The organism is Kribbella koreensis, assembly GCF_039525325.1.
Classification (GTDB): Bacteria; Actinomycetota; Actinomycetes; order Propionibacteriales; family Kribbellaceae; genus Kribbella; species Kribbella koreensis.
Genome location: NZ_BAAAHK010000024.1, coordinates 198,521 through 218,897, shown reverse-complemented (window position 1 = coordinate 218,897; position 20,377 = coordinate 198,521). Strand labels below are relative to the sequence as shown.

General features: G+C 68.8%; 19 protein-coding genes. 7 read left to right on the top strand and 12 right to left on the bottom strand.

Annotation, left to right across the window (positions count from 1 at the left end; translation table 11 throughout):
* Positions 1-103 precede the first annotated feature (103 nt).
* Genes ABD116_RS40515 through ABD116_RS40490 form a run of 6 tightly spaced genes read right to left on the bottom strand, consistent with a single transcriptional unit; the run spans position 104 to position 7,938 of the window.
* Positions 104-1,825: a RiPP maturation radical SAM C-methyltransferase gene (locus ABD116_RS40515; protein WP_343983869.1), complete on the bottom strand. Its 1,722-nt coding sequence runs from the start codon at positions 1,823-1,825 to the stop codon at positions 104-106.
* 35 nt (positions 1,826-1,860) lie between these two features.
* Positions 1,861-2,157 (bottom strand): hypothetical protein, encoded by a 297-nt coding sequence (locus tag ABD116_RS40510; protein ID WP_343983772.1) that lies wholly within the window; start codon positions 2,155-2,157, stop codon positions 1,861-1,863.
* Between the two features lie 50 nt (positions 2,158-2,207).
* Positions 2,208-4,928, bottom strand: a complete 2,721-nt coding sequence (locus tag ABD116_RS40505) for an AfsR/SARP family transcriptional regulator (protein ID WP_343983769.1) — start codon at positions 4,926-4,928, stop codon at positions 2,208-2,210.
* 4 nt (positions 4,929-4,932) lie between these two features.
* On the bottom strand, positions 4,933-5,877 hold the full coding sequence (gene ku / locus ABD116_RS40500; protein ID WP_343983765.1) for a non-homologous end joining protein Ku: 945 nt from the start codon (positions 5,875-5,877) through the stop codon (positions 4,933-4,935).
* 52 nt (positions 5,878-5,929) lie between these two features.
* Entirely contained in the window at positions 5,930-6,478 is a 549-nt protein-coding gene (locus ABD116_RS40495) for a DUF6912 family protein (RefSeq protein ID WP_343983761.1), read from the bottom strand.
* On the bottom strand, positions 6,475-7,938 hold the full coding sequence (locus ABD116_RS40490) for a WS/DGAT/MGAT family O-acyltransferase (protein ID WP_343983758.1): 1,464 nt from the start codon (positions 7,936-7,938) through the stop codon (positions 6,475-6,477). The genes ABD116_RS40495 and ABD116_RS40490 overlap by 4 nt, the downstream gene beginning before the upstream one ends.
* A gap of 223 nt (positions 7,939-8,161) precedes the next feature.
* Between ABD116_RS40490 and ABD116_RS40485 the strand changes: the two genes are divergently transcribed.
* Together ABD116_RS40485 and ABD116_RS40480 are read left to right on the top strand one after the other, a co-directional pair.
* Positions 8,162-8,656 (top strand): cupredoxin domain-containing protein, encoded by a 495-nt coding sequence (locus tag ABD116_RS40485; RefSeq protein WP_343983755.1) that lies wholly within the window; start codon positions 8,162-8,164, stop codon positions 8,654-8,656.
* Positions 8,657-8,677: 21 nt separating this feature from the next.
* Positions 8,678-10,003, top strand: a complete 1,326-nt coding sequence (locus ABD116_RS40480) for a hypothetical protein (protein WP_343983753.1) — start codon at positions 8,678-8,680, stop codon at positions 10,001-10,003.
* Here the strand turns inward: ABD116_RS40480 and ABD116_RS40475 are convergent.
* The 5 genes from ABD116_RS40475 to ABD116_RS40455 are packed head-to-tail and all read right to left on the bottom strand — an operon-like array spanning position 10,000 to position 14,708.
* Positions 10,000-11,241, bottom strand: coding sequence for a glycosyltransferase 87 family protein (locus ABD116_RS40475; protein WP_343983866.1), 1,242 nt, complete (start codon positions 11,239-11,241; stop codon positions 10,000-10,002). The two genes, ABD116_RS40480 and ABD116_RS40475, sit on opposite strands and share 4 nt — an antisense overlap.
* A 2-nt stretch (positions 11,242-11,243) precedes the next feature.
* Positions 11,244-11,900, bottom strand: a complete 657-nt coding sequence (locus ABD116_RS40470; protein ID WP_343983751.1) for an HAD family hydrolase — start codon at positions 11,898-11,900, stop codon at positions 11,244-11,246.
* A 46-nt stretch (positions 11,901-11,946) separates the two neighbouring features.
* Positions 11,947-12,735 (bottom strand): DUF4097 family beta strand repeat-containing protein, encoded by a 789-nt coding sequence (locus tag ABD116_RS40465; RefSeq protein WP_343983748.1) that lies wholly within the window; start codon positions 12,733-12,735, stop codon positions 11,947-11,949.
* A gap of 54 nt (positions 12,736-12,789) precedes the next feature.
* Positions 12,790-14,052, bottom strand: coding sequence for a CpaE/TadZ family protein (locus ABD116_RS40460; RefSeq protein ID WP_343983745.1), 1,263 nt, complete (start codon positions 14,050-14,052; stop codon positions 12,790-12,792).
* Complete coding sequence (locus tag ABD116_RS40455) at positions 14,052-14,708, bottom strand: SAF domain-containing protein (RefSeq protein ID WP_343983742.1); 657 nt, start codon at positions 14,706-14,708, stop codon at positions 14,052-14,054. The genes ABD116_RS40460 and ABD116_RS40455 overlap by 1 nt, the downstream gene beginning before the upstream one ends.
* Before the next feature lie 213 nt (positions 14,709-14,921).
* On the opposite strand from ABD116_RS40455, the gene ABD116_RS40450 reads away from it, so the two are divergent.
* Entirely contained in the window at positions 14,922-15,170 is a 249-nt protein-coding gene (locus ABD116_RS40450) for a helix-turn-helix domain-containing protein (protein ID WP_343983739.1), read from the top strand.
* Between the two features lie 170 nt (positions 15,171-15,340).
* On the opposite strand, the gene ABD116_RS40445 is transcribed toward ABD116_RS40450, so the two are convergent.
* Entirely contained in the window at positions 15,341-15,886 is a 546-nt protein-coding gene (locus ABD116_RS40445; RefSeq protein WP_343983736.1) for a hypothetical protein, read from the bottom strand.
* Positions 15,887-16,053: 167 nt separating this feature from the next.
* Between ABD116_RS40445 and ABD116_RS40440 the strand changes: the two genes are divergently transcribed.
* The 4 genes from ABD116_RS40440 to ABD116_RS40425 all read left to right on the top strand — a co-directional run bounded on the left by ABD116_RS40440 (position 16,054) and on the right by ABD116_RS40425 (position 20,372).
* Positions 16,054-17,811, top strand: a complete 1,758-nt coding sequence (locus ABD116_RS40440; protein WP_343983733.1) for a LysM peptidoglycan-binding domain-containing protein — start codon at positions 16,054-16,056, stop codon at positions 17,809-17,811.
* 1 nt (position 17,812) lies between these two features.
* On the top strand, positions 17,813-18,565 hold the full coding sequence (locus tag ABD116_RS40435) for an Rv3235 family protein (RefSeq protein ID WP_343983730.1): 753 nt from the start codon (positions 17,813-17,815) through the stop codon (positions 18,563-18,565).
* A 304-nt stretch (positions 18,566-18,869) separates the two neighbouring features.
* The gene (locus ABD116_RS40430; protein ID WP_343983727.1) at positions 18,870-19,628 is read left to right on the top strand and encodes a VanW family protein; all 759 of its coding nucleotides are present in this window, start codon (positions 18,870-18,872) and stop codon (positions 19,626-19,628) included.
* A 57-nt stretch (positions 19,629-19,685) separates the two neighbouring features.
* Positions 19,686-20,372 carry a helix-turn-helix transcriptional regulator gene (locus ABD116_RS40425; RefSeq protein ID WP_343983724.1) on the top strand — a complete coding sequence of 229 codons (687 nt, stop codon included), beginning with the start codon at positions 19,686-19,688 and terminating at the stop codon, positions 20,370-20,372.
* The last annotated feature ends 5 nt before the right edge of the window (positions 20,373-20,377 follow it).

Sequence of the window (20,377 nt, the reverse complement as noted above, 5' to 3'; positions counted from 1 at the left end):
TGCGGTGCTCCTCGTTCGGCTCGACTGGGTCTCAGCGGGCGGCCTCCAGAACTGACGCTTGCCATGGTGCCATGTCCAAAGGAGAACCACGAACCTGACAGGTCTACTCCGCGGGGACGGCCAGCGCGACGGCGAGGTCCTCGTCCAGGAACACCAGGCCGCGCTCCGCGAAACCGGCGAAAGCCTCTCTGACAGCCTCCACCGGAAGCTCCAACGACCGTCCGACGGCGCTCGCGGTGGTCGGCCGGTCACTGCAGGCGAGGTAGATGTCAGCAAGCGCTTTCTGGAACGTGTACGTGCCCTCGCGACCCGGCCGGCGGCTGTCGTAGATCTCCACCCGGCCAGGTGACGACCAGTACCGCAGGGTCGGGAGCCGGTCGCCGGTCCAGGCGGTCTTCCACTCGTCGACGGATTTCCGCAGCTCGTCGTACGCGCTGTCGGGCAGGGCGCCCGGAAGGTCGTACTCGAAGAAGTACGCGACCTTCCCGAGATCGACGCCGGCCGGATAGACGTGCCGGTAGCTGCTCTCCGGGGAGCGACGGCCGGGGCTGGAGAAGAGCGGGCTGAAGCGTTCCATCCAGATCCGGGCCGCGCTCGACGGCGGCCGGAGGTGCACCAGCTCCGGTACTACGGAAGCCTGGTCCGCGTAATCCTGGGCCGTCTCGCCAGGGAATCCCCACAGGATGTTCCACTCGACCTGGATCCCGTAGTACTGCGCCCAGCGCAGCAAGTTGACGTTCTGAGCGGCCCGAACGCCCTTGTCCATCAGGCGCAGGACGTTGCTGCTCAGCGATTCCAGTCCTGGCTGGAGCACCCGTACCCCGCCCTTGGCCAGCAGCTCGAGTTGCGCCCGGCTGAGGTTGGCCTTGACCTCGTAGAACAGCTCGTAATCGGTACCGGCGTCGATGAGAGCCGGGAAGAGGTCCTTCAGATAGGCCATGTCGATGATGTTGTCGACAGCCTCGAAGCGGGAGGTCTGGTACCGCGCCGCCTGGCCCGCGAGTTCGGCGACGACCCGCTCGGCCGGCTTCGACCGGAACTGCATCGTCGTGCCGTTGAGGCCGCAGAACGTGCAGTGGTGTTTCGCGCCCCACCAGCAACCACGGGCGGACTCGAAGGGGATCCACAGGTCGTCCGGGAAGACGCCGAGACGCCGCGATCGCTCGAAGTACTCGTCGTAGTCCGGAGCGGGCAGATCCGCCATCCTCGTCATCAGAGGCTGACTGCCGACCTTCCCCAATTCATTGCCCTCGGCAAGCTTGCGCAGGAGTGCGGGGAAGGCCGTATCGCCTTCACCGACGACCGCGTGGTCGATGCAGTCGATCGACCTGGCCAGTTCCCGGCCCATCTCACCGTCGAAGTTCGCGCCGCCGAAGACCGTGACGATCTCCGGGTACCGCTCCTTCAGCCGCCGCGCGAAGGCGAACGACGCCACGCTCTGCTGGAAGGTACAGCTGAACCCGACGACCTGAACATCCTTCCAGGGAAGGGTTTCCAGCAGATTGTCGAGGAACAACGGCACCTCGACGTCGCGAATCCGGCGCAGCAGCTGATCGGCGTCATCGCCGAGGTAGCCGAAATCGTGGTCGGCCAGCAGCGCCCCCTCGACATCGGGCGCCTCGTCGCCGAAGGCCTCGAGAGAGAACAGCCAGTCCCCGACCAGCCGGCCGCGGTGCTCGGACAGCTTGCGATACAGCTCGACCCCGAGTTGTGCCGCGAAGTCGAGATTGGCATGCAGCGTCCGGACGTCGAAGCCCTGCTGCCCGGCGATCGCCTTCAGCAGACCGAGCTGGATCGAGGGCCGATCGACGTCCATGAACGGCATGGACACCAGGACCGTCCGCATCAGGCGGCCCGGGGCTACTCGCCGGCGAAGCGGGTGATCTTCGACGACTGCGTGAAGCTGACCGCGCCCGTGCCGCCCGCGTCGAGGCTGCGCACCACGCCCGGCGTGAACGCGGTCGCGAACTGGTCGGCGAACGACGGTACCGGCTCGGTCACCTCGACGGCCGCGGTCCGCTCACCTCTGTTGATGACCTCGGCGGCCAACCCCAGCAGCCCTGACAGCAGGACTCGCTGCGGCTCCGGCAGATTCAGCTCGTCCAGCGTCGTCACCAGTTGGGCGACGTCTTCGGCGCTGACAATGATCTCGGCCATTGCTCTCCCCCAGGTTCGGCCTCGCGGTCGTGCACCACGGCAAGGCGTTTTCAGGGTGCGAGTCTAGCCCGAAGAGTGTCCGCGTCGGGGTGGCCCAGCCGCTCCAGTACGTCGGCCGCCCGCGCCCAGGCGATCCGGGCAGATTCGTCGTCGCCGGCGGCGTGGTGGACGTCCCCGAGCGAGGCAAGTGTGTCGGCCTGGTTGTAGTGATCACCGACCGCCTGGAACAAGGCGACGCCCCGCTCATACGAATCCATCGCCTCCGCGAACCGGCCGAGCCGCAGCTGGACGTACCCAAGACTGTCGAGCGTTTCGGCCTGTCCGAAGCGGTCGGCCAGACTCGTCTGCAACTCGAGGGCGAGCTCACAGTTGCGCAAGGCATCGACGTAGTCGCCGACCATCGCGTGAAACCAGCCGACGGCATTGAGCGAACGCGCCTGCCCGGCCCGATGACCGGCCGCCTCGAAGAGCGCCAGCGCCAGCTCGGCATGTTCCAGCGCTTCCGCATGCGCAGCCTGCCGATCGAGCATCCAGGCGAAGTGCCGATGCGTATGTGCGGCGCCGACCGTGTCGCCGGACGCCGAGTACCGGTCGAGGGCCGCCTGCAACTGGACCCTCGCATCGTCGTACTGGCCGAGCCGGATGTGCGCACAGCCGAGGTAGCGATACGCGAACGCCTGCCGGGCCTGGTCACCCGACCGGTCGGCGGCCGCGACCGCAACGCCGAGCGCATCCAGGGATTCCTGCCAGAGCCCCCGATAGGCGAGGAATCTGGTCATCGTCCAGACGAGCTGCCACGGATCCGTGGCCGTCCGGACCACCGACAACAGCACGGGCAGCTCGGTGGTGAACCAGTCGAGCCCTTCGTCGTACGACGATGGACACTCGGGAGCAACCCCCGGCGTTACCTCCGCCAGTACGGTCGGATCATCGTCGCGGCGGGTGTTGAGCAATCCGTCCGCCAGATAGCCGGTATGCACGTAGTGATCGAGCATCCGCTGCGACACCTCACGCCGCTCGGGCTCTGGGTGCTCGGCCAACGCCAGCTCAGCCGCGTACGCCCGCAGAAGATCGTGAAACGTGTACCTGCCCGGCGCGTGCTCGGTCAGCAGATGCGCCGCGCACAACTCGCCGAGCAACCGCCGCACCTGCCGAGGCGCCTCGGCAGCGAGACTGACCACCGCCGGCAGGCCGATATCCGGGCCGGGGTGAAGCCCGAGCAACCGGAACAGCCGAGCCGCTTCCGGCGAAAGCCGCAGGTACGACCAGGAGAAGACAACCCGTACGTCGGTCGCGCTGTCCGCCCCGGCGAACTCGTCCAAGCCCGCCCGCAGCTCGCTCGCCAACACCTCCAGGCTGAACTCGGGATAGGTGACGGCCCGCGCCGCAACGATCGAGAGGGCCAACGGGAGCCGCGCGCAGTGCGTGATGATCTCGTCGACAGCCGCCGGCTCGGCAGACACCCGGTCGGCGCCGAGACGCTGAGCCAGCAGCGAGCGGGCCTCGCTGATCGAGAGCAGGTCGAGGGTGACCGGCTGGGCTCCGTCGGCTGTCAGCAGGCCGCGCAGCTGGTTCCTACTGGTCACGACCACTCGGCACTCCCGAGCGCCCGGCAGCAGCGGCCTGGCCTGGTCCGCGTCGGCCACGTTGTCCAGCACGATCAGAACCCGGCGATCGGCGACCAGGCTGCGGTAGAGCCCGATCTGCGCCTCCAGACCGGCGGGGATTCGCTCCGGTTCCACGGCGAAGGCGTCGAGTAGGGTCCGGACTGCTTCGGCCGGGCTCACCGGCGTACCGCCTGGATCGAAGCCGCGGAGGTTCAGGTAGATCTGGCCGTCGGGGAACCGGTCGCGCGCCTGATGCGCCCAGCGCAGGGCCAGGGCGGTCTTGCCGACACCGGCCGTCCCCGAGACCACGGCGATACCGCCCTTTGCGCCGTTCGCGAGGATGCCGTCCAGGCGGCGCAAGTGGCTGACCCGGCCGGCGAAGCCAAACGTGTCCGGCGGCAGCTGGGCCGGCACCGCGAGCCTCGCGGCCGGCTGGACCGGGAGTTCGCCGCGCAAGATCGATCGATGGACTTCGCTCAGCTCGATCCCCGGATCCGCGCCGAGCTCCTCCACCAGACGCCGCTGAACCAAGGCGTAGCGGTCAAGCGCCTCCGCAGGCCGCCCGGCTACGTGCAGGGCTCGCATGAGCAGGGCTTCGAGCGGCTCGACCAAGGGGTACACGGCGATCAGATCCGGCAGCTCCGCGATCACCGTGGCAGTGTTGCCCAGACGGAGCTCGGACTCGGCCCACTGCACGATGGCATCCACCCGACGCCGGTCCCAGCGATCACGAACCTGCGCGGCCCAGGCACCTGGCAGGTTGGCCAGCGGGATCCCTTGCCACAGCTCCAGCGCCTTCGCGAGTTGGCTCGCGCGGTCCTGGGCGCCGTACTCCGGGTTGCTCGCCTGGTCCGCGAGCTGCCAGAAGCGATGCAGGTCGACCTGGTCCGGGTCGATCCCCAGCAGGTAGCCGGTCTGGCGTCGCTCGACCTTGATGTCCGGGCCGAGGATGCGGCGGATCCGGCTCAGGTGCGCGTACAGCACGTTGCGCGCAGCGGGCGGCGGATCCTCGTCCCAGACCCGGTCGACCAGGGTCTCGATGGTGACCGCGCGGCCCGGGTCGACGAGCAGCGCGGCCAGCACCAGCCGTTGGCGAGGCGAACCGGCATCCAGCAACCGGCCGGCCGACAGGACGTCGACCCCTCCGAACAGGCGGAACTCCACCGGTTCAGGCCGACTTCTTGGTGGCCTTCTTGGCAGCGGTCTTCTTCGCGGGCGCGGCTGCCTTCTTGGCGGCAGCGGTCTTCTTGGCCGGAGCCTTCTTCGCAGCAGGCGCCTTCTTGGCGGGAGCAGCGTCGCCTTGACCACCACCACCGGAGCCCCCGGCTGCCCGGCGAGCCTTGGCAGCCTCGACGGAAGCACGGAGAGCTGCGACCAGGTCGACGACCTCGGCGCCCTCGGTCTCCTCTTCCTCCGCCTCGGCAGGCAGCGGTACGCCGGCAGCCTTCGCCTCGACCACTTGCTCCAGCGCGTGCCGGTACTCGTCGTGGTACTGATCCGGGTCGAACTCGCCGCGCAGGGTGTCGATGTACGACTCCGCCATCGCCTTCTCCTGCTTGCGGATCTCCACGTCCTCGTCCGGTGCCGCGAAGGACGAGTCGCGGACCTCGTCCGGCCAGAGCATCACCTGGAGGACGAGCACGTTGTCGTGCGTGCGGAGCAGGCCGAGCGATTCACGCGACCGCAGCGCGACCTTCACCAGTGCGTACAGCTCGGAGCCCTCCAGGGCATCGCGGAGCAGCACGTACGGCTTGGCGCCCGGGCCGCCGTCGGCAGCGAGGTAGTACGACTTGCCCAGGTAGAGCGGGTCGACCTGGTCGGCCGGCACGAACTCCAGCACGTCGATGACCTTCTTGCTCGACAGCGGCAGGTCGGCGAAGTCCTCCGGCTCGAGCACCACCATCCGGCCGTCGGCCATCTCGTAGCCCTTGCCGATGTCGGAGTACGGGACCTCCTCGCCGTCGATCGAGCAGACCCGCTTGTACTTGATCCGGCCGCCGTCGGCGACATGCACCTGACGGAAGGAGATGTCCTTCTCCTCCGTCGCCGAGAACACCTTGATCGGGATCGTGACCATCCCGAACGAGATGGCGCCCTTCCAGATCGCCTGCATCGCCATCAGCTCCCTGTCAGCTCGTCGCCCAGCTCGAGTCCAGTTCGTCCGCTCAGCCCGTCCGGTCCTGCAGACCGCCGCGCGGCCCGACGGCCGCGAGGAAATCCGGGATCTCCTGTGTCGCGTACCACAGCAGGTCTTCACCTTCGCACGAGTCGAGGGCGAAGACAGCGTCTTCGTGGCCCGGATCCGCGGTATCGCCGTGCGCCACGTCCCACAGCTCGGCAGCCTTGCTGACCACCTCCACGGCCGGGTCGCCGTCGAGATGCGCCGCCGCGACCGCCGTCCACGGCACGACCACGTGCAGCTCCAGCCGCGCATCGCCCAGCTGGACTGTGCCATCGGCCGGTGGGATCGCCGCGACGTCGCAGGCCACCACGACCCGCTTCCGCGGGGCGGTCGGGTCGGCCGCGATCAGTCCGACCGAGGCCCGGGCCGCTTGCTCCATCGCGGCGTACTCGAGCTCCTCGTCGTCGGCCGTCGCGAACCACTCGCGCAGCGCCGGGGTCACGGCGTACACGGTCTGGGGCGCCGGTCCGAACTCCCCCGCGTGGCAGGCGGCGTCGAGCAGGGGAATGGTGGATGGGATGTAGATCCTCATGAGCCCGCCTTCTTGGTACTGCGGGGTTTTTTGCGTCCCCGCGCTGCGCGGCTACGACTCCCCTTGGTCGTATCCAACAACTCGTCCAGCGCGTCCGTCACGCATTGCGCGAAGACGGCCAGGTCAGGCATCGCCGTCCGGTCCGCGTTGAGCCCGAACGACACCTTCCCGTCGTACGACGTGACGCCCACGGACAGTCCTTGCCCCGGCATCAACGGCACCACCGGGTACGACGCCAGCATCGGCGCGCCCTGGGCGTAGAGCGGGAACTGCGGGCCGGGCACGTTGGTGATCACCACGTCGTCGATCGGCCGCACCGTCGCCGTCGCCACCCGCGCCGCGAGGGCGTGCAGCGTGGTCGGCGCGAAGCCGGCGATCCCGACCAGCGAGCGGGCGCTGACGGCTCGCCCGGTGTCCTTGTGCACCTTGGTCTGGTACGAGATCTGGTGCAGCCGCATGACCGGCGAGTTCTCCCCGACCGGCAGGTTGACCGTCGAGGCGATCACCCGCGAGCCGAGCGACGTCGGCTCCTCGTCATCGTCGTCCCGGATGCTCACCGGTACTACGGCGCGCACCCCGCGCGTCGGGCTCACCGACTCACCACGCGTCATCATCCAGGCGCGCAGCGCGCCGGCCACCACGGCCAGGATCACGTCGTTCACCGTGCCGCCGTGCATGGCCCGGACGGCCCGGTAGTCCTCGAGGTCGGTCTGCACGGTGGTGAACCGGCGCTGCCCCGACGTCTTGACGTGCAGCGAGCTCTCCTGGACGTGCCGCTGCGCGACCACCGAGCCGACCACGTCACCGAGCACCTCACGCAGGGAGGTCGAACCGGTCAGGCTGGTCATCTCGGCCCGCGCCAGCTCCAGCACTGCCGTCGGGGACCGCGTCGCGTCGGCGAACACACCGGCGAGCAGCTCCAGGGCCGAGGGCGGGTGGGCGGGCTGCCAGGTGTCGGTGGGGGTGTCCCGCGGGTGGGCCGTGGCGTCCAGGACGACCTGGCCGATGTCGACCGTGCTGTTGCCGTCGACAAGCGCTTGGTGGGATTTCGCGATGATCGCGAACCGGTCCCCTTGCAGCCCCTCGACCAGGTACATCTCCCACAGCGGCCGGGCCCGGTCGAGCCGCCGGGACATGATCCGGGCGACCAGCTCCAGCAGCTGCGCATGCGTGCCGGGGCGCGGCAGCGCGGACCGGCGTACATGGAAAGTGATGTCGAAATCCTCGTCGTCCACCCAGATCGGCCCGGCGAACCGGCCCGGGATCTGCTGGATCCGCTGCCGGTACCGCGGCACGAAGGCGATCCGGTCCCGGATCAGCGCGACCAGGCTCTCGTAGTCGAACCCGTCGTCGCCGTGCACCGGCGGCTCGAAGATGTCCACGGTGCCGACGTGCATCGGCGTGGCCGGGCTCTCGGCCTTCAGGAAGGTCAGGTCCAGCGACGACAACCGGTCCGGCATTCGCGGGCCCTCCTTCGGCGTTGAGGTTTCGTGTTCAGTCACCCTAACCGGGACCGCCGACAGTGGGCTGCGACACTGGCTGCTGGTGGCGAACCTGGCTGTCAGCGATCGTGACACGACTGATGGTGCATAGCGGGAACACTGGGCCCTGCGCGTTCGTCAGGCAAGAGGGCGTGTCCGACGCCCGGCAACTGAATCGACCCGTTGAAAGGCCCCTCGTCTCATGCGTTCGACGTTCTCCCGTGGTACCGCGCTCGCGCTCCTGCCCGCTCTCGGCATGCTCGTCCTGGCCGGCTGCGGGGACGACTCCAAGAGCAGCTCGAGCCCGAGCGGCAACCCGACCAGCGCGCCCACCACCGCGCCGGCGTCGACGCCGACCGGCACCGCCGGCACCCCGGGCAGCACGCCGAACACCAAGTCGCCGTCGAACACCACCGACCCGTCCGGCGAGACCGCGGACGTGACCATCAACGTCATCGTTGCCAACGGCAAGGTGAACCCGAGCGGCGCCAGCGTCAAGGTGAAGGCCGGCCAGACCGTGCTGATCACCGCGGTCAGCGACGCCGAGGAGGAGCTGCACATCCACGGCTACGACAAGGAGCTGGAGCTCGCGCCGGGCAAGCCCAGCTCGGTGAAGTTCGAGGCGAACATGAAGGGCACCTTCGAGATCGAGACGCACAAGAGCGGCAAGCTGGTCGCCAAGCTCGTCGTCTCCTGACCCGCCGACGGCCTCACAGTGATGTCTCTTCTGCTGCCTCTGCACGGGATCGGCGGCCGGCAAGACCTGCCCGTACCGTTCGGGCTCGCCGTCGGCGGCGCCGGCGTGGCGATCGCGCTCTCGTTCGTCGTCCTCGGACTGGCCTGGCGCAACCCGAAGTACCGGGGTGACAAGTCCGGCAAGGCGCTGCCGGACGCGGTCACCCGGACGGTCGACTCGGCCGGCTTCCGCTGGTTCGTCCGGGCGGTCGGGCTGGCGATCTTCCTGTACGCGATGGTGGCGCTGGTCTTCGGTGTGGACCGGCTGACCAACCCGATCTTCGGGTTCGTCTACATCCTGGTCTGGGTCGGGCTGGTTCCGATCTCACTGCTCCTCGGCCCGGTCTGGCGCACCCTCAACCCGCTGCGCACGATCCACCTGCTGCTCAGCAAGCTGCTCCGGCAGCCGCCGTCCCAAGGCCTTCTCACGCTGCCGAAGTGGCTCGGTCTGTGGCCGGCCGCGCTCGGCGTCTTCGCCTTCACCTGGCTCGAACTGGTCGCCCCGGATCGCGCCACCCAGCCGGTCCTGCAGGCGTGGCTCGCGCTGTACGTCGTGATCACGCTGTTCGGCGCTCTCTTGTTCGGTGATCGGTGGTTCTCGACGGCCGACCCGTTCGAGGTCTACGCGTCGCTGATGGCGAGGCTGTCCCCGTGGGGCCGGCGCGACGACGGCAAGCTCGTCATCCGGCGACCGCTGGAGAACCTCGACGGGCTGAAGGCACAACCAGGCCTGGTCGGTATGGTCGCCGCGCTGCTCGGCTCGACGGCGTACGACGGTTTCTCCAACTCGACCGCGTGGATCGGCTGGGCGCAGAACACCGACTACTCGATGACGACGCTCGGCACGCTCGCGCTGATCGTCTTCATCCTGTTCGTGCTGGTGACGTATTCGAGCGCGACTCTCCTGGCCGGAAGGCTGTCGGACAGCTCACGGTCGGCGCTTCCTGGGTTGTTCGCGCATTCCGTCGTACCGATCGCCTTCGGGTACGTCGTTGCGCATTACCTGACCCTGCTGATCCTGGAAGGCCAGCGGACGCTCATCTACCTGAGCGACCCGCTGTCCAACGGCGCCAACATCTTCGGCACCGGCCTCCTGGGCCTCAACACCGGAATCACCAACCACAGCACGACAATCGCGGTCATCCAGGTCCTCGCCGTAGTCTGCGGCCACCTGATGGGCGTCGTCTCCGCCCACGACCGAGCAGTAGCCCTCTTCCCCCGCAACAAGGCCCTAGCCGGCCAACTCCCCCTCCTGGTGGTCATGGTCGGCTACACCGTCGGCGGCCTGCTCCTGCTCTTCTCGGCTTAGCCCTGCTTGGCCGGTGCCTCTGCTGCGGCGGAGGCACCGGGCAGGGAGCGGCTGGTGTAGGTCAGGGTCAGGAAGGCGAGCATGCCGAGGATCAGGTGGGAGTTGCCGGGGATGGACTGCCAGACGGTCCAGCTGAGTTCGCGGTCGTCGCGGAACGGGACCCACCAGATGGAGCGAAGTACGAAGAGTCCGTACCAGAGGATGCCGGTGATGAGGGCGGGCTTGGTGCCCCACTCGCGGTGGACGGCGCGGATCAGGCTGATGCCTAGCGGGATGATCCAGACCCAGTGGTGGCTCCAGCTGACCGGCGACGCGTAGAGGACGGCCAGGGCCATCACGGAGATGGCGGTGACACGCTCGTCGGCCTGCCAGTACTTGCGAGCCAGCCAGAGGACGGCCAGGCCGAAGATCGCCGACAGCAGGAACCAGACCGGCTTCACCCAGGACGCCTCGTCGCCGAGCCGGCTGAGGAAGCCCATGAACGACTGGTTCGCCGTGTACGCCAGGCCGCCGACCCGGTTCGCGTTGCGGATGACGACGGTCCAGTACTCCCAGGACTGGTGCGGTACGACCGCGAAGCCGATCGCCATCGTCGCGAGCAGCCCGAGCACCGCGTTGCGGAACGCCCGCCACTGCTTGGTGATCAGCAGGAAGGCGAGGAACGGCAGCGGCGTCAGCTTCACCCCGATCGTCACGCCGACCCAGAACCCACGCCACTTCGCGTTCGCGGGCCGGACCAGGTCGAGCAGGATCATTGCGGTGAGCAACAAGTTGATCTGGCCGAACTGGATCGTCTGCCAGACCGGTTCGAGCAGCAACGACAACCCGGTCAGCGCGGCCAGTACCACGATCCGCCGCTCGCGCCACGGGTTCGGGACGAGGCTCCAGGCATTGGCCGGCAACGCGGCCCGCCAGATCAGGCCGATGCAGAGCACCGAGATGGTCGTCCAGACCACCAGCGCGACGCCCCACGGCACGACGGCCAGCGGCACCATCGCGATCGCCGCGAACGGCGGGTAGGTGAACGGCAGACCCGAGCCCGGGAGCTGTGCGTCGTACAGGGAAGCGCGGTCGAGCAGGACCGAGCCGCCCAGCCTGTACACGCGCAGGTCGATCATGCCGTCGAAGAGGCCGTAGGCCCAGGCGCCGAGGGCGACGAAGGCCGCGCAGCCGAGGACGGCGACGACGATCCAGCGGCGGTCGGTGCTCGGCGGAGTGCCTGGTGTGGTGGAGGTCATGGTCACGTCAGATCGACTCCGAAGAGGGCTTCCAGTTCGCGGCGCGTCTCGTCGTACGAGGTGTGCAGGATCCCGGTGATGCCGAGCTCGCGGGCGGCGGCGACGTTCAGCTCGAGGTCGTCGACGAAGACGCACTCGCTGGGCCGGAGCGCGAGTCGCTGGGCCGCCAGGTGGTAGATCTCCGGCTCCGGCTTGCGCAGGTGGACCTCGCCGGAGATGACGATGTCGTCGAACATGCCGTCCCAGGTCTCTCGCGGGTAGCTGTTGCCCCAGGAGTTCGAGAGCAGCGCGGTCTTGATGCCGTGGCCGCGGGCGCGCCGGATCAGCGCGGACATCTGCGGCTGGTGCTCGAAGTGCGCGAACATCCGCTCGATCAGGCCTTCGGCCTGGACCGGGCCGCCGTCCTTGCGGACCAGCATCGAGGCCAGCTTGCGCTCGAAGTCGGGAACCGCGATCTGGCCGCGCTCGAGCGCGTGGATCGGGTTCACCTCGGCCTCGACCGGGCTGGCGGCCAGCCAGTCGACCATCGCCCGGTAGTACGCCTCGAAGTCGAGACCGTCCAACTCGGCCCAGCGACCCAGGGCGTCGTCGAGACCGGAGGTGAGCACCCCACCCCAGTCCACCAGCAGGCCACGGAGTACGGGCGTGTCGTCAGGCATGCGCGCAAGACTACTCAGGACATGATCACGGGTTCCGGCCGCCCGCTCACCGGTCGTACTCGGCCACCGCGTCACCGGACGACGATTTGACCTTGATCGTGCGGGTCGCGGCCGGGTCCGTCTTCACCTCGGCGTTCTCGTCACCGGACTTGCTGTCGGTGTCGACCTTGTACGCCTCGACGCCCTCGGGCAGCCGGACCAGCGCGTCACCCGAACTGGTCGTCACGTCGACGGTCGTCGGCGCCGTGGTGAAGCTCAGCTCGACGCTGCCGGAACTGCTCTTCGACGTCACCGAACTCGCGCTCAGACCGGAGGCCTCGAGATCGCCGGACGAGGACTCCAGCGTCAGGCTGCCGGACAGGCCCTGCGCCTCGATCTTGCCGGAGCTCGACTCCAGCGTGGTCGATCCGCCCAGGCCGACCACCTTGAGGTCACCGCTGCTGGTCCTGATCGTCACGTCGAGATCCTTCGGCACGGTCACCACGTAGTCGGTGTGGCAGCCGAACGACAGGAACCCGCAGCCGGAGTCGCTGATCTCCAGCTTGCCGTTGTCGTAGTCGTCCTTGGGGTCCGAGCCGAGGGCGTTGCGCTCGAACTTGCGGTCGACGGTGATCTCCTTGACGTCACCGGAGTGCACCTGGAGGTCGGTCGAGCTGGTGTTGATCGACAGCGCGGTGCCGGCCACCGGGTAGGTCTGGTGGCTGGTCTTGGTGTCCTCGCTCAGGCTGGTCAGCGCCCAGTACACGCCGCCCAGGATCAGGGCGACCGAGATCGCGATCCCGTACCGGCGCTCGGGACTCATCGTGCTGGCCGGACGGCCCTCGATATCGGACATGGCTCAACCCTGGCACAGGACCAGGGCCTTGTCGGTGGGGTTAACCCCCTATCTTCAACTGAACAGATCCCTGACTACCCCGGCTGCCAGCTGCTGCATTCCCTTACGGAGCTTGCTGGATTTCGCCGCCTCCACCAGGCTCCGGCCGTGCGACAGGGAAGCGTCGCAGGCCGCCTGGTCGAAGGGGAGCAGCGCGGCAGGCTCCACCCCGGCGTACCGGGTCAGGGCCTCTGTCACTGCGTCGGCCGGGGAACTCCCGAGCGACCCTGAGCGAACCCTGTTGACCACTACCCGGGTATTGACACCTGGCACGGCCGCTCTGAGCTCGTGGAGGGACCTGATCAGCCGGGTGAGGCCGACCGGGTCGGCTGTCCCGACCACGACCACCTCGTCGGCCTCCTCGAGCGTTGCCAAGGTCGCACCGTTGCGGCGTGGGGCGAGGGTGTCGAAGGAGATCTCCTCGTCGCTCTCGATGCAGAAGCCTGCGTCGACCACTGTGCAGGGTGCGAGCATCCTGGCCGTCGACCAGACCGACTCGACTGCGGTGGGACGCAGCTCTGTCCAGCGGTCGGCGCGGCTGAGGCCGGTGAGGACCAGTTGGTTCGGCCCGACCTGTCTCGCGTGCCGGGCGAGCACTGCTACGTCTAGGGAGCCGCCGCTTGCTGATCTCGCTGCAGCGGCCAGGCCTGAGGTCTCGTCGAGCATGCCGAGCAGTTGGGCGACCGTGCCGCCGTACACGTCGGCATCGGCCAGCAGCGTGGGGATTTGGCGTGCGGCCAACTCCGCTGCGAGTCCTACGGCGACCGTACTGCGGCCCGGTGCTCCCGTGGGGCCCCAGACGGCGATGATCCGGCCGGTGCCTTGGCCGTAGGGCTCAGGGTTGGGTGGGGACTCGCTGTTGAACGGTACGAAGCCGCCGGCGAAGTGAGAGACGGTTGCCGGCGGGCCTGACTCGACGGCGTCGATAATCGCCCGGCCGAGGTCATCCGCGCTGACGTCGGCGGGGAGGATGCGCTCGATACCCATCCGGCTCAGGCGGTCCTCGGCGCCTGAGGGTTCGCCGTTGTCGGAGGGGTCGACCAAGGCGACCACTGCGATGTGCCTGGCGTGGAGGGCGGCTACTGCGTCGGAGGTCAGCCTGGGGAGGTCCTCTGCGAGCACCACGGCTCGTGCTTGCCCGCTGGCGGCCGCGGCCATCACGTCGGCGATGTCGACGCAGCGGCGGACTACGCGGATGCCGTTGGCGCGCTCGGCCCGGCGTACGACGTCTGCTTCCCAGGGCGCGCCGGTGACGGCGAGCAGGACGGGGACGGACATCAGCTGCCCCGCCTGATGAGGACTGGTTCGCCGTTGTTGAGCAGGGCGAGGGTCGCAGACAGCTTGGTGACGTCGTTGGCTTCGAGCGCGATCAGCACCTGCCTGCGGGCTGAGCTGCCGGATACGCCCTTCACCTGGTCGACCTGTACTACGCGGACCTCGGTCCAGAGCATCCTGGCGGGCGCGTCCTTGGTGACCACCCAGACGTCGACGTGGTCGCCTACTGCCGTGTCGGACGGGAGGTGGCCGGTTGCGACCGACAGTGGGAGCTCGGTGCGCTCGCTGTCCATCTTGGGGGTCGCGGCGTCGCGCGGTACGAACTGGCCCTTGGTGACCGGCCGGGTGACGATCAGGCCCTTGAGGTCGGCGTCGGCGGTGACGTACTGACCCGCGGCGGTGTCGCTGGTGAAGCGGACGTTGACGGTGGTCAGGTCGTCGCCGGTGAGGGTCTGGCCGATCGGCAGGTCGCGCTTGGCGGCCCAGACCGCGGTCGTGTCGTCGGCCGAGGACAGCAGCTTGGCGCCGGCCAGCGCGGTGATCGCGACCAGCAGTACGCCGAGCAGCAGGCGGCCGTCCTTCCAGCGCGCCCGCCGGGTCCGCAGGGTCGGCGTTGACGGCGCCGCGAACCCACTCCGCAGCACAGGACTGTCGGCCACTCGGAACACTCCCCAGATTTCGATTTGTATCGGTCACCGATTGATTGCGGGCGATCGCGCTCGGTTGCCCTCGGCGACCGACATTCTGCCGTGTCCGGCGGTCCGGCGCTGACCGTCATCCACAGGGCGGCGGGGCCTGGGGACAAACGGGGTCATCCAGATGTCAACCGTGGCAAACTGAAGCAACCGACCTCTCGAAGGGATCTAGCGCGTATGCCGGCTCCACGCTTCCTCCAGCTGTCCGACGTCGCCGAGGTCCTGAACATCTCGGCCAACCAGGTCTACGCCCTGGTCCGCCGGGGCGACATCCCCGCGGTGAAGATCGGCGGCCGCGGCCAGTGGCGGGTGGAGTCGTCCGAGCTGGAGAAGTACATCGAGCGCCTCTACACCGAGACCAAGCAGTTCATCGACTCCCACCCCTTCGGCGAAGAAGCCGAAACCACCGAAGAGGCCCAGCTCTAACCCGCCCAGCCGGCCGCCCCCGCTCCGTCGCCGACCCGCAGTGTCGTCGCGCCCACTTTGTGCTCGACCTGAGCGTTCGGGGCAGGCGGAAACGCTCACATCGAGCACAAAGTCGCCCGAGGCCTGGCCGGTCGGCGCTGCGACGAGGCGTTCTGGCGCGTCGGGGTGGGTCAGCGGCGGCGGACGGCGTCGAGGGCTTGGGTGGGGACGAGGCGGGAGTTGTAGACCTCGGTACGCCGGCGTGGCGCGTCCAGGGGGTGCTCGGCGATCTCGAGGAAGTCGGCGCCGACCCGGTCGATCGTTCCGGTGAGCGGATGCGCGCCGGCGTACAGGGTCACCGGTGAACGGTCGCGGGCGATCCCGCGCAGCAGATGCGCGAGACCGAGCTTGGCTGCGACGGCTCCCTCCGCCGGCTCTGCGAATGGGCCGAGCCCGTGGATACCAGTGAGTGCGGTGTCGGGGATGAGCCACTCCTCGTAGCGCTCAGCCTCTAGCAACAAGCAGTCCTTGCCGACGCGGCTGAGCGTGCCCTGCACCGGCTCCGCGTGCCTCAGTTCCACCCGGATCACCGTCCCGACGGCGCCTCGCAGGCGGTCGAGGACGGTGATCTTGCCGACCTCGGCGCGGATCCGGTCCGCCACCTCGCCGTACAGATCGCCGTCTTGCAGGGCCTCGAACTGTGACTCCAGGTCCTCGAACAGGGCTTCCAGACGCATGCCGCGAACCTACCCGCCCGCGCGGTCATCACCACTCTGCGTCGATCACCTTCGCACTCCGTGATGCCGATCGACGATTTTCGACTTGCCAAGACCGGTCTAGGCAGGTCTATATTGATCAAGCCAAAGCAAACTCACGCAAACTCATAGATCGGAGGTCAAAACGGATGAACGCAACGATCCGTGGACTGAAAGGGCTGATCGCGCTCGCCGCGCTGGCCGGTCTCGGCCTCCTCCTGCACTGGGTCACCGCGGGCTCGCTCGAGGCAGCCACCGCCGCAGACCTCACCTCGATGGCCGCCGTCGCCATCGGCGCAGTCGCCTGGCTCGCCTACTGCTGGCTAGCCGTAGCCGTCATCGCCACGGTCCTGGAACAGCTCCCCGGCGCGCTCGGCCGAGGCGCCTCCCTCGTAGCCACCCAGATCACATCCCAAGGCTCCCGAGCCCTACTCCGCTCCGCCCTAGGCGTAGCAGCCGTAACCCCACTAACCATCGGCCTAGCCCACGCCACCCCCGCCCCCCACCACTCCACCGCTCCCGCCCCCCAATCCGACCCCGGCACCACCCTCAGTGCCGGCACCACCTCCACCTCCCACCCCGGCACCACCCTCAGTGCCGGCACCACCTCCACCTCCCACCCCGGCGCCACCTCCCACCCCGGCGCCATCTCCCACCCCGGCACCATCTCCACCCCCTGGCCCGCCACCACCTCTGCCCTGCGGGCCGCCACTGCCCCCCAGCCCCGCACCACTGCCACCCGCGCCTGGACCACATCCGAACCTCAATCCACCATCGAGCTCCGCCCCACCAGTCCCCGCACCCCAGCCGATTCCCGCCCCTGGGACTCAACTGAGCCCCAGTCGACGGTCAAGGTCACCGACGCCAACCTGACCACCCAGCCTCTGCCCGCCACTTCAGCCGCTCCGGCTGCGTCAGGCGGCTCGGGTTCGGAGCCGCCAGCAGGCTCCCGCCCGTGGAGTTCCGTCGAGCCCGGCTCGACCGTTGAGGTCAGCGACGGGACACCCACCGACTGGCGAGCCCCCGAGAAGCCGTCCTCCGTCCAGCTAGGCACGCCAGCCATCCCGGCAACGCCTGGCAAGACGAACCACCCCGCTCAGCCACCAACTCGAAGCAGCCCGGCGCCCACGAAGCAGTCCCCGGCCGATCGCACCGCAACATCGGACAAGACCGGACGCGCGGCAACCGGACGTACCGAAGCACCGGGCCCCACCACCGGACATACCGGAGTACCGGGCCCCACCACCGGACATACCGGAGTACCGGGCCCCACCACCGGACATACCGGAGTACCGGGCCCCACCACCGGACACACCGGAGTGCCGGGCTCCCCCACGATCCGTACCGAAGTACCGGACCCGGCCACCAGCCCCACCGGCGTACCGGGAAGCGGACGCACCACCACCGGACACACCGAGCCGGGAAGCGGACGCGCCACCACCGGACACACCGGGCCGGGCAGCGGGCGCACCGCGACCGGGCACACCGGGTTGCCGGAGACCGAGCACCCTACGGCGGGGCGTGCCGGCGGGCCACGGGGAGAGCGTTCCGGTGGGCCGCAGGCAGGGCGTGCAGGAACGGGCCGTCCCGGAGTGCCGGTGACTGGGCAGATTGCGGTTCCGGATCGGCCTACTAGTGGGGCTCCTACCCGGTATACGCATCTGCAGTCCGGGCGGCTGGCGCGTGCTGCGTCGCATGTGGTGAAGACGGGCGACTCACTCTGGTCGATCGCGGCCGCGGAGCTCGGCCCCGGCGCATCCGCCGACGCCATCGCAGCCCGCTGGCCCCAGTGGTACGAGGCCAACCGCCAGCTCATCGGCCCCAACCCCGACCTGATCCTCCCCGGCCAGGTGCTCAACCCACCGGCACCCGGCCATCCCGTGCCGCCAACCCACCAGGAGAAGTGACATGAGCAACCACCCCAAACTCACCCCCGTCCCCACCGCCAAGAACACTCCTGCGGTCGAAGGAGTTGTTGGTGCTCTGAACACGCCCACGGCCGGGAACGCCTTGACCGACAAGGCCAGCTCTCGCATCAAGCGCGCCGGCACCGACGGGAAGAGCTCCGCCGTTGAGAAGAGTTCCGGCGTTGAGGAGAGTTCCGGCGTTGGGGCAAGCGCTGCTGTTGGGGAGGGCTCGGCTGCTGAGGTTGGGCCGGCTGGGCGGGATGTGCTGGCGGCGCGGCGGCGGGCCAATGCTGCCGCGCCAGGCAGGCCGACCGGGCCGGTGACTCAGGGGGCTTTGGCTCTGCGGTATGACGAGGCGCCGGACTACCAACCTGTGCCGGCGCCGCCGGTTTTGCGGTTGGTGAGGGGTGGGCCCTCGTTGCCTGATGCGCAGGCTTGGGCTGGGCGGTTGGTGCAGGCGGTGGCTGAGGTGCTTGCGGGGGACCGGCCGATCGGGCAGTTGATTCGGTTCACCGACACCGTGGTGTTCAGCGACCTCAATCGGAGGGTTCGGGTGCTGGGGCTGACGACGACCGCGACCGGGCGGAGCGCCAAGGAGCGTAGTGCGGTGCGGTCGGTGCATGTGTCGACGCCGGCCACCGAGGTTGCCGAGGTCTCGGCTCATGTCCGGTACGGCGACCGCTCCCGCGCGATGGCGCTTCGCCTGGAAGTGCACAGAAACCGCTGGGTCTGCACGGCGCTCGAACTTGGCTGAGGTTCGCGGCGTCACACCCCATGCAACCCGATCGTGCATTCACTGTCACTGAGCTGTCGCATGGCCGGGCGTAGCGTTGCGAGATCGGTCTAGGGGATCGATCCAGTCCGTTCCGGGGGAACGAATGCAGAAGAGCACCACCAGCACCCTGTCCATCGCGGACACCGCCACACCAGCTGAACTTTCTCCCGCGGAGCTGGCTCGGGTGTTGCCTCGAGTTGGCGAGCGACGCTGGTCGCAGCGGCTTCCCGCGCTCTATCCGGTCGCGGTCCGGTACCACCGGGCTCGGCGGCGGATCGAGTGGATGAGGTCCAGTACACCGTACGCGCGGGACCGGCGAGCAGTGGACCTGCCGGTCCGTGTGAAGCGGCACAAGTCTTTGCTGCTGCGCCAGCTCGGCGAGACCGAGATGTGGATGCAGCACAACAAGGTGACCAATCTGAAGCTCGCCTGTGAGCAGGTCGACGGCGTACTGATCAAGCCCGGCGAGACGTTCTCCTTCAACAAGCTGGTCGGCAACGCGACCCGTCGCAAGGGTTATGTGAAGGGCATGCGACTGTCCAACGGCCAGGCCAAGCCAGGGATCGGCGGCGGCATCTGCCAGCTCGCGAACCTGCTGCACTGGATGGTCCTGCACTCGCCGCTCACCGTGACGCAGCGGTCGAACCACAGCTTCGACCCGTTCCCGGACAACGGCCGCGTGCTGCCCTGGGGTGTCGGCTGCAGCATCGTCTACAACTACGTGGACTTCCAGTTCCGCAACGACACCGACCAGACGTTCCAGCTCCGGGTCGGCGTCGGCGAGCGGTACCTGGAAGGCGAGATCCTGGCCGAGCGATCGACGAGTTCGTCGTACCGGGTGTTCGCCCGCGGCGAGCGGTTCCTGCGGGCCGGCACCGAGTACTTCCGCCGCAACGAGATCTGGCGCACCGTCATCGACCGCCGGACCGGCGCGGCGATCGGCGAGGAGCTGCTCAAGGAGAACGTTGCCCTGGTCAAGTACATGCCGACCGGCGTGGACGTCATCGACGTCGACCTCCGGCAGTACCCACCGGCCAGCTGACCTGATTTCTCGATCCGCCGCGTGAAAATGTCGGTGCGGGGTTGCAGACTCGGGGGTATGGACGCAGGGGCCTATCGCGAGCGGCCGGCAGCGCTGCCGGGGGCTGTGCTGTGGACGCGTACTGCCGATGGCAGCGAGTATCGGGTGTTGCCGGACGGGTGCATGGACCTGCTCTGGATCGAGGGCGAGTTGGCGGTGGCTGGGCCTGACAGCCGGGCGCATGTGGGGGCGGCTGAGGCTGGGATCCGGTTCGCCGGGCTGCGGTTCGCGCCAGGGACGGCGCCGGGGTTCTTCGGCGTACCGGCTCGGGAGGTGCTGGACTCGCTGGTGCCGTTGGCTGACGTCTGGTCACCGGCGCGGAGCCGGCGGCTGGCCGATCGGATCGGGAGGGGTGCCGATCCGGGGGTGGCCTTGGAGGAGGCGGCGGGCGGGTTGTTCGACGGGCCGCCGGATCGGTTGGTGGGGCAGGTGCTGCGTGAGGTTCGGCGCGGGGTCGGCGTACGGGCGCTGGCGGGGAGTGTGGGGTTGAGCGAGCGGCAGTTGTACCGGCGGTGCCTGGATGCATTTGGGTACGGGCCGAAGATGCTGGATCGCGTACTGCGATTGAATCTCGCGCTGGAGCGGGCGCGGACGGGACTGTCGCTCGCGGAGGTGGCCGCGCGGACCGGGTATGCCGACCAGGCGCACTTCACCCGCGAGGTGACGGCGCTGGCCGGGGTGCCGCCGCGGACTCTGCTGGCCTGACAATC